At 42.6% G+C, this 17525-nt stretch carries 18 protein-coding genes; 11 read left to right on the top strand and 7 right to left on the bottom strand.

What is annotated here, in order from left to right; all coding sequences use genetic code 11:
* The first annotated feature begins 100 nt into the window (after positions 1-100).
* The 4 genes from QWZ04_RS11965 (at position 101) to QWZ04_RS11950 (ending at position 4164) form a co-directional block, all read left to right on the top strand.
* Positions 101-1777, top strand: a complete 1677-nt coding sequence (locus tag QWZ04_RS11965) for a response regulator (RefSeq protein WP_290328274.1) — start codon at positions 101-103, stop codon at positions 1775-1777.
* On the top strand, positions 1767-3005 hold the full coding sequence (locus tag QWZ04_RS11960) for an EAL domain-containing response regulator (protein WP_290328272.1): 1239 nt from the start codon (positions 1767-1769) through the stop codon (positions 3003-3005). Before QWZ04_RS11965 ends, QWZ04_RS11960 begins: the two co-directional genes overlap by 11 nt.
* Before the next feature lie 126 nt (positions 3006-3131).
* The gene (locus QWZ04_RS11955; RefSeq protein ID WP_290328270.1) at positions 3132-3830 is read left to right on the top strand and encodes a Crp/Fnr family transcriptional regulator; all 699 of its coding nucleotides are present in this window, start codon (positions 3132-3134) and stop codon (positions 3828-3830) included.
* Positions 3831-3918: 88 nt separating this feature from the next.
* Entirely contained in the window at positions 3919-4164 is a 246-nt protein-coding gene (locus tag QWZ04_RS11950; protein ID WP_290328267.1) for a hypothetical protein, read from the top strand.
* A 351-nt stretch (positions 4165-4515) separates the two neighbouring features.
* Here QWZ04_RS11950 and malG read toward each other — a convergent pair whose 3' ends face one another.
* The 3 genes from malG to malE all read right to left on the bottom strand — a co-directional run bounded on the left by malG (position 4516) and on the right by malE (position 8260).
* Positions 4516-5406 carry a maltose ABC transporter permease MalG gene (malG, locus tag QWZ04_RS11945; protein WP_290328264.1) on the bottom strand — a complete coding sequence of 297 codons (891 nt, stop codon included), beginning with the start codon at positions 5404-5406 and terminating at the stop codon, positions 4516-4518.
* 11 nt (positions 5407-5417) lie between these two features.
* Complete coding sequence (gene malF, locus QWZ04_RS11940) at positions 5418-6986, bottom strand: maltose ABC transporter permease MalF (protein WP_290328262.1); 1569 nt, start codon at positions 6984-6986, stop codon at positions 5418-5420.
* A 92-nt stretch (positions 6987-7078) separates the two neighbouring features.
* On the bottom strand, positions 7079-8260 hold the full coding sequence (malE, locus tag QWZ04_RS11935) for a maltose/maltodextrin ABC transporter substrate-binding protein MalE (protein WP_290328260.1): 1182 nt from the start codon (positions 8258-8260) through the stop codon (positions 7079-7081).
* A 731-nt stretch (positions 8261-8991) separates the two neighbouring features.
* Between malE and malK the strand changes: the two genes are divergently transcribed.
* Complete coding sequence (gene malK / locus QWZ04_RS11930; RefSeq protein ID WP_290328258.1) at positions 8992-10101, top strand: maltose/maltodextrin ABC transporter ATP-binding protein MalK; 1110 nt, start codon at positions 8992-8994, stop codon at positions 10099-10101.
* A 229-nt stretch (positions 10102-10330) separates the two neighbouring features.
* Positions 10331-11005: a LuxR C-terminal-related transcriptional regulator gene (locus QWZ04_RS11925; protein WP_290328256.1), complete on the top strand. Its 675-nt coding sequence runs from the start codon at positions 10331-10333 to the stop codon at positions 11003-11005.
* 102 nt (positions 11006-11107) lie between these two features.
* Here the strand turns inward: QWZ04_RS11925 and QWZ04_RS11920 are convergent, their stop codons facing one another.
* From QWZ04_RS11920 to QWZ04_RS11910, 3 genes are read right to left on the bottom strand one after another with little or no spacing between them, the layout of a single operon-like run.
* Positions 11108-11944: a CsgG/HfaB family protein gene (locus QWZ04_RS11920; protein ID WP_290328255.1), complete on the bottom strand. Its 837-nt coding sequence runs from the start codon at positions 11942-11944 to the stop codon at positions 11108-11110.
* 11 nt (positions 11945-11955) lie between these two features.
* Complete coding sequence (locus tag QWZ04_RS11915; RefSeq protein ID WP_290328253.1) at positions 11956-12366, bottom strand: curli assembly protein CsgF; 411 nt, start codon at positions 12364-12366, stop codon at positions 11956-11958.
* A 10-nt stretch (positions 12367-12376) separates the two neighbouring features.
* The gene (locus tag QWZ04_RS11910; RefSeq protein WP_290328250.1) at positions 12377-12871 is read right to left on the bottom strand and encodes a curli production assembly/transport protein CsgE; all 495 of its coding nucleotides are present in this window, start codon (positions 12869-12871) and stop codon (positions 12377-12379) included.
* Positions 12872-13209: 338 nt separating this feature from the next.
* On the opposite strand from QWZ04_RS11910, the gene QWZ04_RS11905 reads away from it, so the two are divergent.
* The 3 genes from QWZ04_RS11905 to QWZ04_RS11895 all read left to right on the top strand — a co-directional run bounded on the left by QWZ04_RS11905 (position 13210) and on the right by QWZ04_RS11895 (position 15123).
* Positions 13210-13866: a hypothetical protein gene (locus QWZ04_RS11905; RefSeq protein WP_290328248.1), complete on the top strand. Its 657-nt coding sequence runs from the start codon at positions 13210-13212 to the stop codon at positions 13864-13866.
* 61 nt (positions 13867-13927) lie between these two features.
* Positions 13928-14761, top strand: coding sequence for a hypothetical protein (locus tag QWZ04_RS11900; RefSeq protein ID WP_290328247.1), 834 nt, complete (start codon positions 13928-13930; stop codon positions 14759-14761).
* Positions 14762-14763: 2 nt separating this feature from the next.
* Positions 14764-15123 (top strand): hypothetical protein, encoded by a 360-nt coding sequence (locus QWZ04_RS11895; RefSeq protein WP_290328244.1) that lies wholly within the window; start codon positions 14764-14766, stop codon positions 15121-15123.
* A 63-nt stretch (positions 15124-15186) separates the two neighbouring features.
* Here QWZ04_RS11895 and QWZ04_RS11890 read toward each other — a convergent pair whose 3' ends face one another.
* On the bottom strand, positions 15187-15321 hold the full coding sequence (locus QWZ04_RS11890) for a hypothetical protein (protein ID WP_290328242.1): 135 nt from the start codon (positions 15319-15321) through the stop codon (positions 15187-15189).
* 274 nt (positions 15322-15595) lie between these two features.
* Between QWZ04_RS11890 and QWZ04_RS11885 the strand changes: the two genes are divergently transcribed.
* Together QWZ04_RS11885 and QWZ04_RS11880 are read left to right on the top strand one after the other, a co-directional pair.
* Positions 15596-16480 (top strand): AraC family transcriptional regulator, encoded by an 885-nt coding sequence (locus tag QWZ04_RS11885; RefSeq protein WP_290328240.1) that lies wholly within the window; start codon positions 15596-15598, stop codon positions 16478-16480.
* A 169-nt stretch (positions 16481-16649) separates the two neighbouring features.
* Positions 16650-17525 (top strand): nuclear transport factor 2 family protein, encoded by an 876-nt coding sequence (locus tag QWZ04_RS11880; protein ID WP_290328238.1) that lies wholly within the window; start codon positions 16650-16652, stop codon positions 17523-17525.

Genomic DNA, 17525 nt, shown 5'->3' with positions numbered 1-17525 from the left:
TTGTATAGAGTAAAATCTGAAAACACTGTTCTTTAGGGAACAGACACGATCACATTCTTAAGCCACAATGCCGCCACCTAAAATACGGTAACCCAGAGCTATGAATTTCCAATCTGATCTTGTTTTAATCATTGATGACAGCTCAATGTATCGCACCGCTGCTAAGGGCATGTTGCAAAAGCTCGGCTTCCAAGTTCAGAACTTGCACTTTGCCAATGATGCTCACGAAGCATTACAAAAAGCGCGAACGCATGCATTTCAGTTAGTGCTTTGTGATTACAATTTGGGTGAAAAAGCAAACGGTTACCAACTGATTGACCAACTTCAATCTCAACAATTACTCCCTGCAAACTGCTCACTTGTGATCGTCACTGGGGACGGCACGCCAGATGTGGTGCGTGGATTCGCAGAACTAGAGCCCGATGGGTACCTGCTGAAACCACTTAACTACGTGACATTAAAAGAACGCTTGCCAATTTTTATGCACAAAAAGAAGTCTTTGTCTGACATGTTGCTTGCGCTTCGTAAAAAAGATTATCCGCAAGTTTTGGAATTGGTAGAACAAGCCTATTTTCGAGACTCAGAAAGCACGCTGCTCGCTCAGCAGATAAAAACGCAGGCCCACATTCAGATGGGCGATGTTGATTTAGCAGGCAATTGCCTCATCAGCATGATCAATAGCGATAAATCATTTGCTCACTACGAATTGGCCAAAATTTCGCTCAAGAAAAGACAGTTCAAAGAAGCTTCGTACCTGCTCAGCACCCTAGAAAAAGACGCCACCTATAAAGCGAAAGTCAGCCAACTCAATAGCGATATCGCCATACAACTCAAAGATTTCCAAACTGCGCTGGAACACAGCACCATCGCGGTAGCCTGTTCACCAAAAGTCATTCAACGGCATTGGCAGAAAGTCTACTTGGAGCTTATTGGCCTAGAATTTGGCGCTGCCTTACAATCAACAAAAACTATGATAGGCAGCGCTAAGTTCTCCTTTCGAGAGTCAACGGACATGTACTTGCTCGGCGCATCGTTACTCCTCGATACCGCTCAGGTCGACCCAACTAAGAACCTGGCGCAGGTCGCAAACTGGTGTGAAGTTTGGCGCAAGCGATTCAACCAACTGGATTACAAGCCATTCGAGTTACTGGTTTTCTCTCGTGGCTACATCATTCGTAATAATTTGGCCAATGCAAAACAATTCATAGGTGATTATGAGCAATACTGCGTAGAGCACGAAAACCACATTCCGTCGCCCCTTGAACTGGTTGAGCAACTTAAGGTGTATCAATTACTTAAGCAAAATGACAAGTATCAGCAAGTTCATGTTCAGCTTCAGGATCAATGGCAAGCAACCCTCGACAAGGGCATTCACGGCCATAATGAAGAAGGTCAGGCCGTGTTGATTCAATTGCAACAACATGCCCTATCTCAATGGCGCAGCCGTTTGCAAATCCAAACCCAAAAATTGATTGAAGTGAAACAGCAGAGCCACTCCCTACTCAAGCAGTCTCACTATGAAAAAGCGATTCATATTCTGGTTGAAGCATTGCCCACATCGCTCAACGATTTAGAAATACCGTTTTTGTTGATGGGTGCGTTAACCAAGTCATGGCCTTTAGGCTGGAACCGTCGCCAAGTCTCCGAGTTAGTGATGCGATGTCATGCAAAATTAGTGGGCAGCTCGTATGAGCATAATATGGAATATCGTCGTATTGCCCTTGTTTTATCTAAGAAACTCGAACTAACGGAGCTCAGTATTCAACATGCCTCTTAGCCCATCTGATTCGTTGTTTTCTTCCATTTTGATTGTGGAAGACGACCTATTCCAGAGCAAAATATTGAGCAGCATAATCGCGTCTTTAACCGATGCTGATATCCACTGCGCTCAAAACGGTGAAGATGCACTATCGCTCATTCATCAAGTAAAACCTGATATCGTTTTTTGTGACCTAATCATGCCCAAGATGGATGGCGTCGAATTTACTCGCCAATTGGCCGCATTCGATCCAACGGCCATTGTGGTGTTCATTAGCAGTGCAGCGCAAGATGTACAAAGAGCGGTTGTTGAGATGGCCAAATCAGCAGGCTTGATGCATGTGAATAACCTAGAGAAACCCATCTCTCGTAGCCAAATTGGCGACGTATTACACTGGGCCCAAGCGCAATGCCGTAACACTCATAATACCCATGCACAAAGCGTTTTCATTTCAGATGAAGAAATTCGTAATGCGGTTGCTGCAAATGAGTTCGAACCCTTTTATCAGGCGCATTTTCATGGTGAAAGCAACGAGCTAGTTGGGGCAGAGGCGCTTATCCGCTGGCGTCACCCTAAGCATGGTTACTTAGCTCCTGCACTGTTTTTAGACCGCCTATTTGAACTAGGGCTAAGCTACCCTATTTGCTGCCAGATGATACGTAACGCCGTTGAGACAGCGAATCTATGGCACCAAGCAGGGTGGTATCTTAATATTTCGGTTAATGTCACACCGTCCGATCTCGCTCAATCAGATTTCAGTCAACGTGTTCTAGCGATTTTAGAGCAAGCTCGCTTCCCAGCGAACAAGCTTACCTTGGAAGTTACTGAGATAGAGCTTAGCCCAGATGTGGTTTCTTCGTTGGAGTCATCAAGCCGTTTAAGAATGCATGGCATATCCATTTCAATAGACGACTTTGGTACCGGGCATTCATCCCTAACGCAGCTCATCAGTAGCCCATTTACTGAATTAAAGATCGACCAAACCTTTGTCGCCGACATGCTGGAAAGCACAAAACACATGGCTGCGGTGAAGTGTGTGATTGACCTCAGCAAAAACCTAGGGTTAACCGTGGTGGCAGAGGGCGTAGAAACCCTCGCTCAAGCTAAACAGTTAACCAGCATGGGTTGCGACATCTTACAAGGCTATGCTTTGGCTAAGCCTTTATCCAATCATGACTTTGCTCAACTGTGTGAAAATAGATTAACCCCAAGTGCCCGCGGACTCGCACAACCCGTGTCCATTTAATGTAACAGCCCTTGTTCAGGTAACGATCGTTAAATAAGATTATTCACGTGGTCCACATTAGGAGCTTGTACCTAGGAAATCATTTGTTCTAAAATGATCATCTAATCACCCCACCTAGGTGCAAACTTGTCCCATAATCATGTTGATATTCTCTGGCCCTGCGAGCTAGATGAGCAAACCAAAATTCAATTAATGAGTATTGTAAAGCCAATTACAGGCATCGCACATTTCGTTAATCGATCCGAGTTGACAAATCAACGACGTGGTGTGTATTACGTCCGCAAAGGCATCGTGGCAATTGCTTTCTCTCCTGAAGGTCCTAACAGCATGAATTCGGGAATATTGAGCCACGGTTTATGGATCGGGGGTGGTGTCATGATGGGCCAGCAGTTTATGCGTGCGGCTTTTGAAGAAATTGAACCACTAGAGCTATTTTTTTTCCAAAAAGACAAGATTGAACAGTTGGCTGAATCGAACCCTTTTATTTATAAGTGGTTATATTATGGGTCGCTGGATACGCAAAAGATCTGGATTTCCGCCCAAGTCGCGTCATTGCACGACAAAGAAGTTCGCATTGTTTCCGCTCTACTCGACCTACTAAATCGGTCTAAAACCATTAAAGGCAGCGTACCTGAAATAAAAGTCTCGCAGAAGCAGCTAAGTATCATTACAGGCATTTCTCGCCCACGCTTAAATGAAGTATTAAAACTACTCGAGAGCAGCCAAGAAATCACATTAGCACGAGGAAAGATTTACTTAACCGACTTAGAAGCGTTAACAAAAAGAACCAAAGCGCTCGATATTATTCTGCCTAAAAACAAATAGCTAATCGCTATTTTTCTCCAGTGTCATTTTTCTTTCATCAATCTTTGTTTTAATCCTTGGATTGAAATAGATATCGAAGCTCGAAAGCATGACTACGTCGACCACCCTTAGCCATAGCACCATCAAAAACCTTAAGTCTGTGGAATACCAGTGGGTGAGAAGTATGTATGTCGAGGGTTATGCAGACCTTGAAATCAATCACTACATTCAAGCCTGTTTTGGTGGAGACGAGGTGTTTGCTGATCTCTTTCGCAAAGTCGCACTTGAACATGAAAGCTTGTACGTTTTAATGCGTCACTTGGGCTGTGCACCATCCAACTTAGAACAAATTTAGCCTACCGCTAACTGCTACTCAAGCAGCATTTCTTGATGTAACCATAGTCTAGCTATGGTTATTTATTTGATCTGCGCCGCACACAAGTTCGATAATCGATGCTTAATAAAAATTAGATAGCTAATATCTGTTCTCTTCTATACCACTTTGCTTATGGCATAAAAAACCCAAGCTTTCGCTTGGGTTCCGTTACAAGAACTATTAGACAATTCATAAAGAACAAGGCTAACAGCCAGCTATGCATAACCAAAAATATGTGTGCATTCCACTTAGCGAAGTCAGCGGCCAAACCAAAAAGTGCTAAGCGAATACTATTGTTATTGTTAGATGCGGCCGAAACCGCAATCTCTATTATCCCTTAACGCCACCTGCTGTCAATCCTCCAACTAACCAACGTTGTGCCAATAAGAACACACATGTGATTGGTAGTGCTGAAAGTACAGCGGCTGCGGCAAAGTCACCCCATAAATAGTTCTGAGGATATAGATACTGTTGCATACCCACAGCTAGAGTATAGTTGTTAACATCAGAAAGAAGCAAGGAAGCAACTGGAACTTCTGTAACCGCTCCGATAAACGCCAAGATAAACACAACCGCTAGAATAGGCACCGACAATGGTAGCAATACCAAACGGAATGCCTGCCAAGGTGTTGCGCCATCAAGTGCGGCGGCTTCTTCTAGTGAATTATCAATCGTTTCAAAATAGCCTTTAATCGTCCATACGTGCAGTGCAATACCACCTAAATAAGCGAAGATTAAGCCACCGTGCGTGTTTAAGCCTAAGAACGGTATGTACTGACCTAACTTATCAAACAACGCATACAGAGCAACCAGAGCAAGTACGGCTGGGAACATCTGGAAAATCATCATTGCCTTTAGAATGGCACTTTTTCCGCTAAAGCGCATACGAGCAAACGCGTAAGCTGATGTCGTGGATAGCGCAACAATAATAATGGCCGTAACGCCTGCTACTTTTACCGAGTTCCATAGCCACAATAATACTGGGAACGGCGGTGGTGTGATGCTGCCATCAGCGTTAGTCACTGAAAATCCAAGAGCCAGTTTCCAGTGATCCCAAGATGGGTTCGATGGAATCAATTCACCTGTTGCAAAGTTACCCTCACGTAATGAAATTGCCACGACCATCAACAATGGAAAGATGATCAGTGATAAGAAACACCATAGTGCGATATGTGTTGCCCAAACTCTGTATTTGAGCGATTTCCCTTGTACCATTGGCATCGTAGTGCTCCTTAATCTTGAGACAGTTTGGTGAATCGTAGGTTAAGCAATGCAAGACCACCAACCAATAGGAATATAAGTGTTGCAATAGCACTTGCCAGACCAAAGTCTTGACCACCACTGCCTTCAAATGCAATACGGTAGGTATAGCTCACCAATAGATCGGTGTAACCTGCCGGCTCTGATGTACCAATCATGTTTGGCCCACCTTGGGTAAGCAGCATGATCATCACGAAGTTGTTAAAGTTAAACGCAAAGCTCGCAATCAGTAGTGGCGTTAACGGCTTGATCATCAAAGGAACGGTGATGTTCATAAAGTTTTTGAACGGACCCGCGCCATCAATAGAAGACGCTTCATACAAGTCATCAGGAATCGCCTTCAATAGACCCATACAAAGGATCATCATGTAAGGGAAACCCAACCATGTGTTTACAATGATAACCATTAGCTTGGCTAACATTGGGTCTGAGAACCAACTCGGGCTAATACCGAAGATGGCTTGAAGCAACATATTGATTTCACCAAAGCTTTGGTTAAACAAACCTTTGAAGATTAGGATAGAGATAAATGATGGAACCGCATAAGGAAGGATCAAAAGCACACGGTAAATTGCACGGCCTTTTAGCTCTTCCCACTGTACGATACTGCCTAGCACGAGACCGATAACCAGTGTTAAACCAACTGAAATAGCCGAAAATAAAACCGTCCAAATAAAGATGCTGATGAATGGCTGTTTGATACCATCATCTTTGTAAACTCGCTCGAAGTTGGCCGTTCCAATCGTTACCACAAACCCAGGAGAGGTAGTTTCGCCAACAAACTCGCCGTTAGCGTCAACGGTTTGATAGAAACCAACGTCCATATTTGGTTTAAGCGTATCGCCCGTGCTGTTGTTGATCAGTGTTTCACCATCGGATTGCAGCGTATAAAGCGGCGCTATGGCAGCAAATTTACGCAAGCTACTCATACGAACGTTTTTACCATCGGGTTTATGTAAATCTATGCCACTGATGGTTAAACGGTTCTGCACGATGGCTTTGATTTTTTCTTTTTCGCCAGTCACCTCTGAAACAGGTGTTAACTCGAGCGTCAAGTCAGTGACGTTAGCCAAGTTAATATCTTTGGTGACGAGCAGGTTGTCGCCATCTTTGATAGCAATTTTGTGTCCGCCATCAGTTTTATAAAGGGTGAACGGATAACTGTCACCACTTTGGAATGTTTGATCCAACAAGACCGATTGAGCCCGGTCAAAGGATAGTTGATTTTTAGCACTATAATTCGTGAATGCAAGACCTATGGTGTATACCAAAGGAAACAGAATGAACAAAATCATTCCAGCAACACCAGGGTAAATGTAACGGTGTGCGTAAGTCTTTTTACTGCCAAAAATATAGAGAGCAAGTGCGGTAAGAACAACGGTTAACAATGCAAAAGAGAGCTCTCCACGAGCGTACATCAATACACTTGCGTATCCGTTGACGAGGCCAATCGTCGACAGAAGAGACCATTTAATAAATACCTGCTTACTGGCCTTAGGTGGGGCTGCATTAATAGCGTCTGAGCCTTGAACTGACTGCATAGAAGAACCTACTAGCGAAATAATAAATAAAAAAGTAGGAGGGGTTACCCCCTCCTAAAAAGGGTAAAGCTTATTAACAAGTAATCAGGAGATTACTTAGTCATTTGTTTTTCAGCGTCAGCTAATGCTGCATCTACTGTTTGACGACCATCTACCACGTTTACTACTGCGTTCTTAGCTGAGCTCCAGAATGCGTTCATTTGTGGGATGTTTGGCATAACTTCACCGTTCAGTGCATTATCCATCGTTGCTGCGATACGCTTGTCGTTACCTAGCTCTTCTTGGAAAGAGTTAAGAGCAACTGCACCTAGTGGCTTATCATCATTTACTTTACGTAGACCATCGTTAGTCAATAGGTAGTTTTCAATGAACTCTACTGCAAGGTCTTGGTTAGGTGACGCCGTGCTGATACCAGCCGTTAGTACACCAACGAATGGCTTAGAAGGTTGACCGTTGAACTTAGGCAGTGTTGCTACGCCGTAGTTGATGCCAGATTTTTCAATGTTGCCCCACGCCCAAGGACCGTTGATAGTCATTGCCGTGTTGCCTTTGTTGAACTCTGATTCAGATACTGAGTAGTCCATATCGGCAGAGATAACGCCTTTATCAACAAGACCTTTTACAAAGTTCATTGAGGCTTTAACACCAGGTTTAGCGATACCAGCGTCTTTCACATCGTAACCTTCAGATGTATATTTAAACGCATAGCCACCGTCAGCTGCCATTAGAGGCCATGTGAAGTATGGTTCTTTTAGGTTCCACATGATTGCTGTCTTGCCGTCTTTCTGAAGTTTCGCGTTAAGTGCTTCTACTTCTTCCCAGTTCTTAGGTGGGTTTGGCACAAGATCTTTGTTGTAGATAAGAGACAGAGACTCAACCGCTACTGGGTAACCCACTAACTTACCTTTGTAAGTTACTGCATCCCATGCGAAATCAACCACGCCTTGCTTAATTTCTTTAGAAGGGTTCACTTCTGCTAGTAGACCCGATTCTGCGTAGCCACCGAAGCGGTCGTGTGCCCAAAATACGATATCTGGACCATCACCCGTCGCCGCTGTTTGCGGGAATTTATCTTGTAGGCCATCAGGGTGCGCTACGGTTACTTTAATACCTGTATCTTCTTCGAACTTTTTACCTACTTCAGCAAGTCCGTTATAGCCTTTATCACCATTAATCCAGATAGTTAGTTGACCTTCTTCGATCGCTGCGTTTGCACCGAAAGAACCTAAGGCCGTTAACGTACATACCGCAATAGTGCTTAGAGCTTTTCTCATTGTTATATCCTTTTTATATTGATGTAGGGCATTCAGTTTTAGCGAGTTCTCGTTATTAGCATTCATAACCCATAAGTACTGCAGTTGGGTTAAGAACCTGATGAAACCAAGTCGAAGCCGAATTTCGACTGTAATCATCTAAAATGTTGGCTTCAAGCTCATCCTCCTAAACTCTACGCCCTATGGATTATGAGACAGTTTCGTGATCTAAATCGAGCCATCTATCGAAGCAGATCACAAAACCAACTCAATATGTGATGAAGAGCACATAAAGGCGGCGATTTTTTTTGAAGTGCCTCGAAATACCCTCTAACCCCCTCCTCCCCCATTACTCCCCCTCAGTTATTTTTGCCTAGGAGGATGAACTTCAACGGGCAATATTACAGAATTCAGTCATCCAATGATGGATGTAAACCCAAGCATGCGATGTTCCTTATCTGCTTGGTAGAGTGAACCCTTATATCAGCGCCTAGCAGCTGAACTTTAAAGGCCGAGCATTTACATTAGGTATTATTTAAACGTGTGGTATATCTGTACGGGGGAGTACGTTTAAATAGTGGCGAGGGAAAATGTAAATGACTATTGGCTAAAGTGGGTGATGACTAACCTATTTTTCTTAGCATCACCCACTTTTTTTCTTATTTGACTGTTTCCTACTGTTATTGTCACAAAAATCAATCATATAATGTCGACAGTAACGGCTTAAAAAAAATAGATCGAGGACAAGCTAAATGGCGAGTGTCACGTTAAAAAATGTTAGTAAAGCATACGGCGACGTACTGATTTCCAAGAACATTGACTTAGAAGTTAAAGAAGGCGAATTTGTTGTTTTTGTCGGCCCATCTGGCTGTGGTAAATCAACACTTTTACGCTGCATCGCAGGTTTAGAAGATATTACGTCTGGCGATCTTTACATTGGTGAAGAACGCATGAATGACGTTGAACCGTCTAAACGTGGCGTTGGTATGGTGTTCCAATCTTACGCCCTGTACCCACACTTGAACCTATACGACAACATGTCATTTGGCCTGAAATTAGCGAAAGCAGATAAAGCTGAAATAGACAAACGTGTTTCTCACGCGGCTGAAATCTTACAACTAGGTCACTTGCTTGAACGCCAGCCAAAAGCACTATCAGGCGGTCAACGTCAGCGTGTTGCTATTGGACGTACTCTTGTTTCGCAACCTAACTTATTTCTGCTAGATGAACCGCTATCTAACCTAGATGCGGCGCTTCGAGTACAAATGCGTAGCCAAATCACCAAACTGCAGCGTCAGCTTGGTTGTACCATGATTTATGTAACTCATGATCAGGTTGAAGCCATGACCATGGCCGACAAAATTGTAGTACTAGATGATGGTTATGTCGCTCAAGTTGGCGCGCCACTGGAACTGTACCACTACCCAGAAAACCGTTTTGTTGCAGGCTTTATTGGTTCTCCAAAAATGAACTTCATCAGCGTGTTCATTGAAGCAGTTGAAAGTGAGCGTGTCATGGTTCAGCTTTCTAACGGCAGCACATTCTGGATCCCTGTTGATGGCACGACCGTCAACAAAGGCGACCGTATGTCTATGGGCATTCGTCCTGAACATATTGTTTCAACAGAAGTTGGTGATGCAGCCATTGAAGGTGAAATCATGGTGGTAGAAAAGCTGGGTAACGAAACCCAAGTTTACCTAAACCTTGAAGGCGCAGATGCAGACGTAATCTACCGAGCACAAGATACGCTAACGGTAGAGCCTGGTGAAAAGTACATGATTGGTATCCCGGCTCATCGTTGCCACCTATTCCACAGTGATGGCGCAGCATGTCGCAGGCTTCACAAAGAAGTCGGTGTATAGGCACACCATCTAATTCGTATATCTAAACCCTCTTCGGAGGGTTTTTTTTTGATAAAGTTTGACCCCATAAATTCATCACTATTCTTAATATTGAGATTGTCAATGTAAGCAGATGATTACGATGAATAATTTGTAAATCAACATAGATATCTATATGCATAAGGACTTGACCTTATGATTAGAAGGAATAAATTAACCTCTCACTTTGGTTGGCTTATAGGATATTGGCATGAACGTTAGTGTTGATAATGAGATCCAAGCGATTTTTATAGCAGAGAATAATTTACAATCAACACTGCTAAAAGAATCGATAGAAAAAGAAGTTCAATTAAGCGTCAAATTACTGTGCCCAGAGAAAGTGGCAGAAGCATCTTTCCTTTCCTCTACACACTCTCCTCAACTGATCATTGTTGATATTTCTAGCTGTAAGAATCACCGACTTGATAAGATACTTCGCGCCCACCCCACTCTACATTCCGTTAATGTGGTGCTGATTAATTGTCCTTGTGAAGTTGAATGCAAAGACGCCATTCGTTGGAAGTACTTAGTCGGGGTATTCAACGTAGAAGATACGTTAGAAAACCTACTCAATGGTATGGAAAAAATACGAAGAGGTGAACTTTGGTTAAGCAGAAAGCTCACCCATCAATATATTCATTTTTACCGGAAGCGAGAACAAAGCAGTACCAGCTCCGGTTATTTGGAACTGACGAAGCGAGAGCAACAAATCATCAAGCTACTTGGCAGTGGCGCATCGAACGTTCAAATCGCCGATAAGCTCTTTGTAAGCGAAAATACCGTTAAAACACACCTTCATAACGCTTTTAAGAAAATTAACGTTAAAAACCGCTTACAGGCTCTTCTATGGGTCAAAGACAACATCGGCAGCGAAGAGTTTGTGTAATACCATAATGCAGAGAACCTAAAAAACCCGAAATGATGTATTTCGGGTTTTTTAGGTTCTCTGTCAGGCCAAAACGAGCGGCTACTGTTTCATCACCAGTGTTTATAATATTTGGCGTTTTTGATTAACGTAACGCTGGATGATAGGGTCACTCTCATAATTCTCAGCTTGGGGCTTCCACAAGCCTGCTTGAATGCCTTTGACAACTAAATGGATCACCGCGGCGTCAATGGCTGACATCATCGCTATATTAACGGGTTCGTTATGGGCGTAGCCGAGTTCCGCTTCAAGCAGTTCTTTGTAATCAATGAACCTAAAGGCTCCAGCACTCACTTCATGTGAGAAGATCGTTTTACTGGTTGTGATGCTCAATAATATACGGCCACTTCGAACATCCACAGCTCTTAAATTAACGGTAACTTGATCTGTACGGTATTGGCCTGATGTACCTATCCCCAAATACCTTGCACCGACACCGCCTGTTCGGATGTTGGAATCGTAGGCAACAATCCCTCCCTCGACAACAATGTTAGCAGAGCTGAGCGAACTCAAACTATTACCATGGTTATTTACACTGGTGTCTTTTTTCTGCGCGGCTCGAATGATCTTTCTCTCAGTTAACAGGTTCTGCAACCCCTCACGTTCCAACGGCACAAACCAATTTGAATCAAGCAGGGAATTAGTCAGCAAGGCTGTTCCTCCCTGAGGTACCGCAGTAGAAAAGTTACTGTTTGGCTGAGGTTTATATTGGCCCGTTTGATCGCGAAAGTCGTACACCGACACCAGAATCTTACCTTTAGGAACAGGCAGAGAAACTAAGTCGAGGTAGGTGGCTCCCCTAGGCATTAACGTTGGTGCCTTATCGGCCTCTGGAATGGCTAAGCTCGCAGTACAACCGGATAAAAACACCAGACAGATACTTAAAATAATCCCTTTCATTGTTCCTATCCTTATAAGTCTGGGGTTAGGCCCGAAACCTGAATTTCAGTCGATTCACCGGTGGCTTTATCTACGATCTGCACCAGTAAGGTCCCATCTTCATCCACGATATTGAGAAAGAAGTCATCGGTTTCTAATTGGCCTGTATTGCCATTACCGACATCAGCCAATAATTGGCTGATCAACCGCGACTCCAGGCTAGATGCCAAGCGATCTAACGCACTTTGTTCGGTCAATCTGGAATCACTGGTCGGCCCTTTGTAATCATTAATGGCATTCGCTACACCAAATAAATGAGAGGTGTTAAGCGGGTTACCACCAAAACTTGGATTAACCGGTGTATATGTCAGTTCGGTAGCATGACCATATGAAACACAAAAAATGGATACCAAACTCACGACTAAAATCTTTGAGAACTTCATCCCTGCCTCGCTATATTTCGTCATATTCTAGGTCGAAGGTGTCTTGAAACAAACGCTCTGCTTCCCACCTTATGATATGAGCGTTAACCGCTCTGAGTGCTTGTTGTGCTTTTTCTTCCGCTTGCCTTCTACCAGGAGATAACGCCGTCCTATAGATGAGCTTATTTCGATGATGGATACTAATAATGCTGCCAGAAAGTGCTGTTGGTCTTTCACTCACCGTCAGGTTTTCGTCTAAATTGTCATACCGGTCATTGAGAAGCTGCGAAAAGTTTGAGTAGAAATCCTCACCAAACCGCGTCATCGTGCGATCAATAATCAAACCACCCACTTCTGAAAAATCGGAAAATTGCTGTGCTTTACTCTCTAGACTTGGCCCATTTTCAATGGGTTTACTGTCTTCAATCGGTTTATTTCCATCCCCTGAACATGAGAATGAAATTAATAAAAGAACAAAAGCTAAGGTATTAGCATTAGTCTTTTTATTTTCTATAATATATCCCATGTGTATTCACTCACACTGAAACTCTCGATAATTCTACACGCTATTTCTCTTATAGTTTGTATTCTCAATAGCTCAATTATTAGTTGTATCACTTTTAAGAAAATGCAATACAAGAAAATCATTCCATTACAATCAACATCTTAGCTAACACACCTAATACTTAAGTTTATTGCAAAAAAGGTAAAATAATCATTGAGTGCTAATTTAACCACTGCTAATCCTTACAAAGTTCAGAAATAAACTATTTATTTACTAACAAAGTTTATTGTCGTTCTGTTCATCACAAAACATAATTAACTCAAACACAGACATCGCTTATTTAATATAAGGGTAAGTAAATGACCATCAGGCTAAATAAACTAAACAGAACAATCGTGGGAAGTTTTGGTTCATTTGCATTGCTATTTGTTACTACAACATTTGCAGGTGGTGAAGCAAGAGGCTATATATCCGACTTAGGGCTAGAAGAATTTAACCCGTCTGACAGCTTTAATGATCTCGATGCAATATCAGATCTCGCAACAACCACTAACTATGCGGATGTTGAAGTCATTGCATCCGAAAATGGCCGCATCATTGTTCGCCAACGAGGGAACAGTAATGCAGCAGGCGTGACTCAAACCAACTCAATAAATAGTAAGGCAACGGTAAAACAGAAAGGCATTAACAACACGGCAATGATAGAGCAAGGGAATGTTGATTCCATCAGTAGCGATAATATCGCCATCATTGAGCAGTGGGGTGTCGATCACAAAGGATACATTAGCCAGGTTGGTCATAATAATCTGGCGATTTTGAAACAATGCGAACATCTAAATGGTAACTGTATTGGTGAATCTAATCACTCTAGTGAGTGGAGCATAAATCAAACAGGTAATGACAATATTGCTGAGGTATATGACTCTGGTCAGGCCAGCTATGACATTACACAAACCGGTGGTGACGAAATTCTCGTTATCAACAACATGAGCCGTGGTATCTACATCAAACAATAACCAATGTAGTCGGCGTTTATCTTAAGACATGAAGAACTTATAGTTCAAAAAGGACGTTAACATGAAAAAGGTAGCTTTAGCGGTATCAATTGCAATGATCTCAGGTGGTGCATTTGCAGGCAATTTAATTGACTATAACCTACAAGGTGAAGTCGATTCGGATATTACCGTCACTCAAAACTCACCGGGCACAGCAACAGCAGATGGTAATTACGTCAGTATCCAAATGACGAATGGTGATGATAATGACGGTACAATCATGCAAACTGGAGAAATGAATAAAACCTACATCGTTTCTGATGCGGGTGCATGGATGAATGAATTCACAGTTACTCAAACAGGAGATGGTAACACTTCAAACGTAGACTTTAATGACTCTTACTTAAATGAAGCAACAGCGACTGTGTCCGGTAACTTAAACACCACCACTTCCACTTTTGACGGTTACTATTCTGATCATAACGTCGCCGTATTAAACGTAACGGGTGATAGCAATACCATTACGACCTCAGTCGAAGGTAGCAACAATACGAACAGAAATAACTTTGCCGTTGATGCGACCGGAAATGGTAACACCGTTAGCCTAACCGCTCGTGGTCATCAGACTAATGATAACGTCTTTGATGTCGATATCACAGGTGACGGTAACTCGGTCACCTCTATTGTAAGAACATCTAACTCACAAGATAATGTTCTAGATGTCGATATTATAGGCTTAAGTAATGACAACACCATCATGACAACGCAAACGGGTAGTGATGCAGAAATTCACGTTAATGTCTCTGGTGCTTCATTTATGAATAATGTCACGATTACTCAAAATAATACTGATATTGCAAACGTTACTTACGGTGCTGCCTCAAGTAACAATACGTTAGTATTGGTTCAAAACTAATCATGAACTTTCCATTAATCAAAGCGGCCGTTTGCGCCGCTTTATTTTCCTGGAGTATTGTCCAACCGAGTGCGCTAGCTAGTGGCAACCAATCCGCGAAAAATATAATGAGTGACCCAAGCCTCCAATGTTCACTTGCGAATAACAAGGTACTTATCTCTCTCACTAGCGCCACGTTTTCAGGCCAAGTGGTATTGAAAACCAGTGATGGGAATTCTCTCACGATGACCAGTTCACCGAATTCTCATCAAAACTTTCGCTTCGGAGAAGAACAACTGCCAATCACACTGAACATCTACACTAAAAACGCTACGCCCATCTCTTATTTAATTGACGCAACTTGCCAAGTTAAGGCCCATTAAAAAAGCCAGTGACATGGTCACTGGCTTTTCACGACTACTTACTCATAGGTAAACAGTTCAGTTTTATAGCGCGCCTTCTTGGGCTTGCTTAAGTAATGCCTGACGTTGAGTTTCCGTATCAGAGTGAATTTCATTTTCCGTATGCAATTCAATATCCATTTCTTGCGGAAGAAAAACATAGTACTTATTAGTAATCATCTTAGAACCTCTATTGTTTGAACGCCTTAATTCTGTCGAATGACAGAAAAAGTCACATCCTCCATAATGTCTTTTTTATTGGCGTAGATTTCGAGGCGTAGAGTACTCCGAATAGGATTAATGTAAAATATGGTACTCATTTCATTTCTCACTATTGTTTTCGAACCCTTAGCTACCAACTTGCACCGCTAATACATTGTAATTCGAGTTCACTAATATAGCTTGCCACGCTGCTCGCCTCTCATCTACACTCGCAATGAAAGGAGAGAGCATAATGCATGACATACCAGAAGTTGGCTTTAATCATAACAAAACAAACAACGCCGAATTTGAAGTCGTCGACCTTTCAAAGATACAAACCGATCATAGCTTTAATGTAGGGAACCCTTCGTTACCTCACCGTATTAACTTCTTTAATCTCATTTATATAGAAGAAGGAAGTGGCAGCCATCTGATCGACTTCGTCGACTACCCATTTGAATCTGGTTCATTTATTTTTGTGCAAGTAAACCAAGTTCACGCGTTTGATTTTTCCCAACAGCCAAAAGGAAAGGCCATACTCTTCACACAACGATTTCTCGATCAATTACATCAAAACATGAGGGTACCCGAGTTTACTCCCACCCATCTAGACTACAACCATCGCCCAGTCGTCTCAGTAGAGAAAGAGCTACAAAAGAGCATTAAAGTACTGCTCAGTGAAATGGAGACAGAAATCTTAAGGCCCAACTCGGATCCTCTTATTGTTATGTACCTATTTTCTTCTCTGGCCTTAATGTTTCACCGGATCAGGCCTGAAACTCATCACCAAAAGCTCTCTCCCGAGCAAATGGTCAAATTTTCTAAGTTCATTGAACTTTTGCAGACTCATTTCAACCAAGTGCGTGACGCCAATTGGTATGCGGAGCAAATATTTACCACCTACAAGACATTGAACCTAGTTTGTAAAGTTGCAACTAACCTTACTGTGAAACAACTCATCGATGCTTACACCATTTTGGAAGCGAAACGTCGACTTGTTATCAGCCAGATTTCTACTCAACAGTTGGCATACGAGCTTGGGTTTGATGATGTTAGCAATTTCATTAAGTACTTTAAAAAGAACACTCTAATCACCCCTTCCCGCTTCCAAAAAATGTACCGCACTCCTAATCTTTAAGTCGAGAACGACAACCTCAGTATCTTGACGAATCAACCCAACCTCTCCTTATCGATCACTGTTCATTTCATTCTAAGGTTCGATATTTACCATTTTTAGGCTGAGTCGTACCGTGTGCTAACGGCAGCCAACTCGTATTATTTCCTCACACCAATACGAGGATACGAACATGGCTAACAACACTCTAACAACTCTTTTTCGCCGTTCACTCATTACTGCTGGCATTATTACCGCCGCAGGATGTACTACCTTTTCCGAGGGCACTTCTATGACATTAACTAACACCGACAAGGCAACCGCTTTAATCGAAAGTATTGAGACTGGCGATCATGCGCCTATCGCTTATATCAATGCCGATAAGTACATTCAACACAACTTAGCGGTGGCCGATGGGCTAGCAGGCTTTGGTGCTGTACTAAAAGCATTGCCAAAGGGCAGTGCGAAGGCCAAAGTCATACGAGCATTTGAAGATGGAAATTTCGCCGTTACCCACACCGAATATGATTTCTTCGGACCAAAAGTTGGCTTTGATGTATTTCGGTTCGAAGAGGGAAAAATCGTTGAACATTGGGACAATCTACAAGAAATCGCCCCTATCAACGCAAGCGGTCGCTCACAGCTAGATGGTACGACGAAGATGACCGATCTAGCTAAAACCGACCAAAACAAAGCCATCGTAGAAGATTTTGTACAAAGCATTCTAATTAATGGCGAAATGAAAAAAATAGAACAATTTATCGGTCCAAACGAGGATGATTATTTACAGCACAATCCATCTGTCTCAGACGGGTTAAAGGGACTAGGCGAGGCATTAGGCGCGCTTGCTGAACAAGGTATGCCGATGATCTATGAAAAAAATCATATCATTTTAGGTCAAGGTAATTTCGTGCTAGCGATAAGCGAAGGTCAGTTTTTGAATCAGCATGTGGCTTTTTACGACTTATTCCGTTTGGACAACAGCATGATTGTTGAACATTGGGATACCATTGAAGTCATTCAAGAAAAAGATCAGTGGAAAAACAATAACGGAAAATTTGCGTTCTAA

Source organism: Vibrio tapetis subsp. quintayensis (assembly GCF_030409945.1).
Taxonomy (GTDB): Bacteria; Pseudomonadota; Gammaproteobacteria; order Enterobacterales; family Vibrionaceae; genus Vibrio; species Vibrio quintayensis.
This window is presented reverse-complemented; position numbering and strand designations above follow the sequence as displayed.

What these genes read in the sequence shown, in the direction of transcription:
- QWZ04_RS11965 (WP_290328274.1), top strand. Translation starts at nt 101, where the DNA reads ATGAATTTCCAATCTGATCTTGTTTTAATCATTGATGACAGCTCAATG.
- QWZ04_RS11960 (WP_290328272.1), top strand. Translation starts at nt 1,767, where the DNA reads ATGCCTCTTAGCCCATCTGATTCGTTGTTTTCTTCCATTTTGATTGTG.
- QWZ04_RS11950 (WP_290328267.1), top strand. Translation starts at nt 3,919, where the DNA reads ATGACTACGTCGACCACCCTTAGCCATAGCACCATCAAAAACCTTAAG.
- malG (WP_290328264.1), bottom strand. Translation starts at nt 5,406, where the DNA reads ATGCCAATGGTACAAGGGAAATCGCTCAAATACAGAGTTTGGGCAACA.
- malF (WP_290328262.1), bottom strand. Translation starts at nt 6,986, where the DNA reads ATGCAGTCAGTTCAAGGCTCAGACGCTATTAATGCAGCCCCACCTAAG.
- malE (WP_290328260.1), bottom strand. Translation starts at nt 8,260, where the DNA reads ATGAGAAAAGCTCTAAGCACTATTGCGGTATGTACGTTAACGGCCTTA.
- malK (WP_290328258.1), top strand. Translation starts at nt 8,992, where the DNA reads ATGGCGAGTGTCACGTTAAAAAATGTTAGTAAAGCATACGGCGACGTA.
- QWZ04_RS11925 (WP_290328256.1), top strand. Translation starts at nt 10,331, where the DNA reads ATGAACGTTAGTGTTGATAATGAGATCCAAGCGATTTTTATAGCAGAG.
- QWZ04_RS11920 (WP_290328255.1), bottom strand. Translation starts at nt 11,944, where the DNA reads ATGAAAGGGATTATTTTAAGTATCTGTCTGGTGTTTTTATCCGGTTGT.
- QWZ04_RS11915 (WP_290328253.1), bottom strand. Translation starts at nt 12,366, where the DNA reads ATGAAGTTCTCAAAGATTTTAGTCGTGAGTTTGGTATCCATTTTTTGT.
- QWZ04_RS11910 (WP_290328250.1), bottom strand. Translation starts at nt 12,871, where the DNA reads ATGGGATATATTATAGAAAATAAAAAGACTAATGCTAATACCTTAGCT.
- QWZ04_RS11905 (WP_290328248.1), top strand. Translation starts at nt 13,210, where the DNA reads ATGACCATCAGGCTAAATAAACTAAACAGAACAATCGTGGGAAGTTTT.
- QWZ04_RS11900 (WP_290328247.1), top strand. Translation starts at nt 13,928, where the DNA reads ATGAAAAAGGTAGCTTTAGCGGTATCAATTGCAATGATCTCAGGTGGT.
- QWZ04_RS11895 (WP_290328244.1), top strand. Translation starts at nt 14,764, where the DNA reads ATGAACTTTCCATTAATCAAAGCGGCCGTTTGCGCCGCTTTATTTTCC.
- QWZ04_RS11890 (WP_290328242.1), bottom strand. Translation starts at nt 15,321, where the DNA reads ATGATTACTAATAAGTACTATGTTTTTCTTCCGCAAGAAATGGATATT.
- QWZ04_RS11885 (WP_290328240.1), top strand. Translation starts at nt 15,596, where the DNA reads ATGCATGACATACCAGAAGTTGGCTTTAATCATAACAAAACAAACAAC.
- QWZ04_RS11880 (WP_290328238.1), top strand. Translation starts at nt 16,650, where the DNA reads ATGGCTAACAACACTCTAACAACTCTTTTTCGCCGTTCACTCATTACT.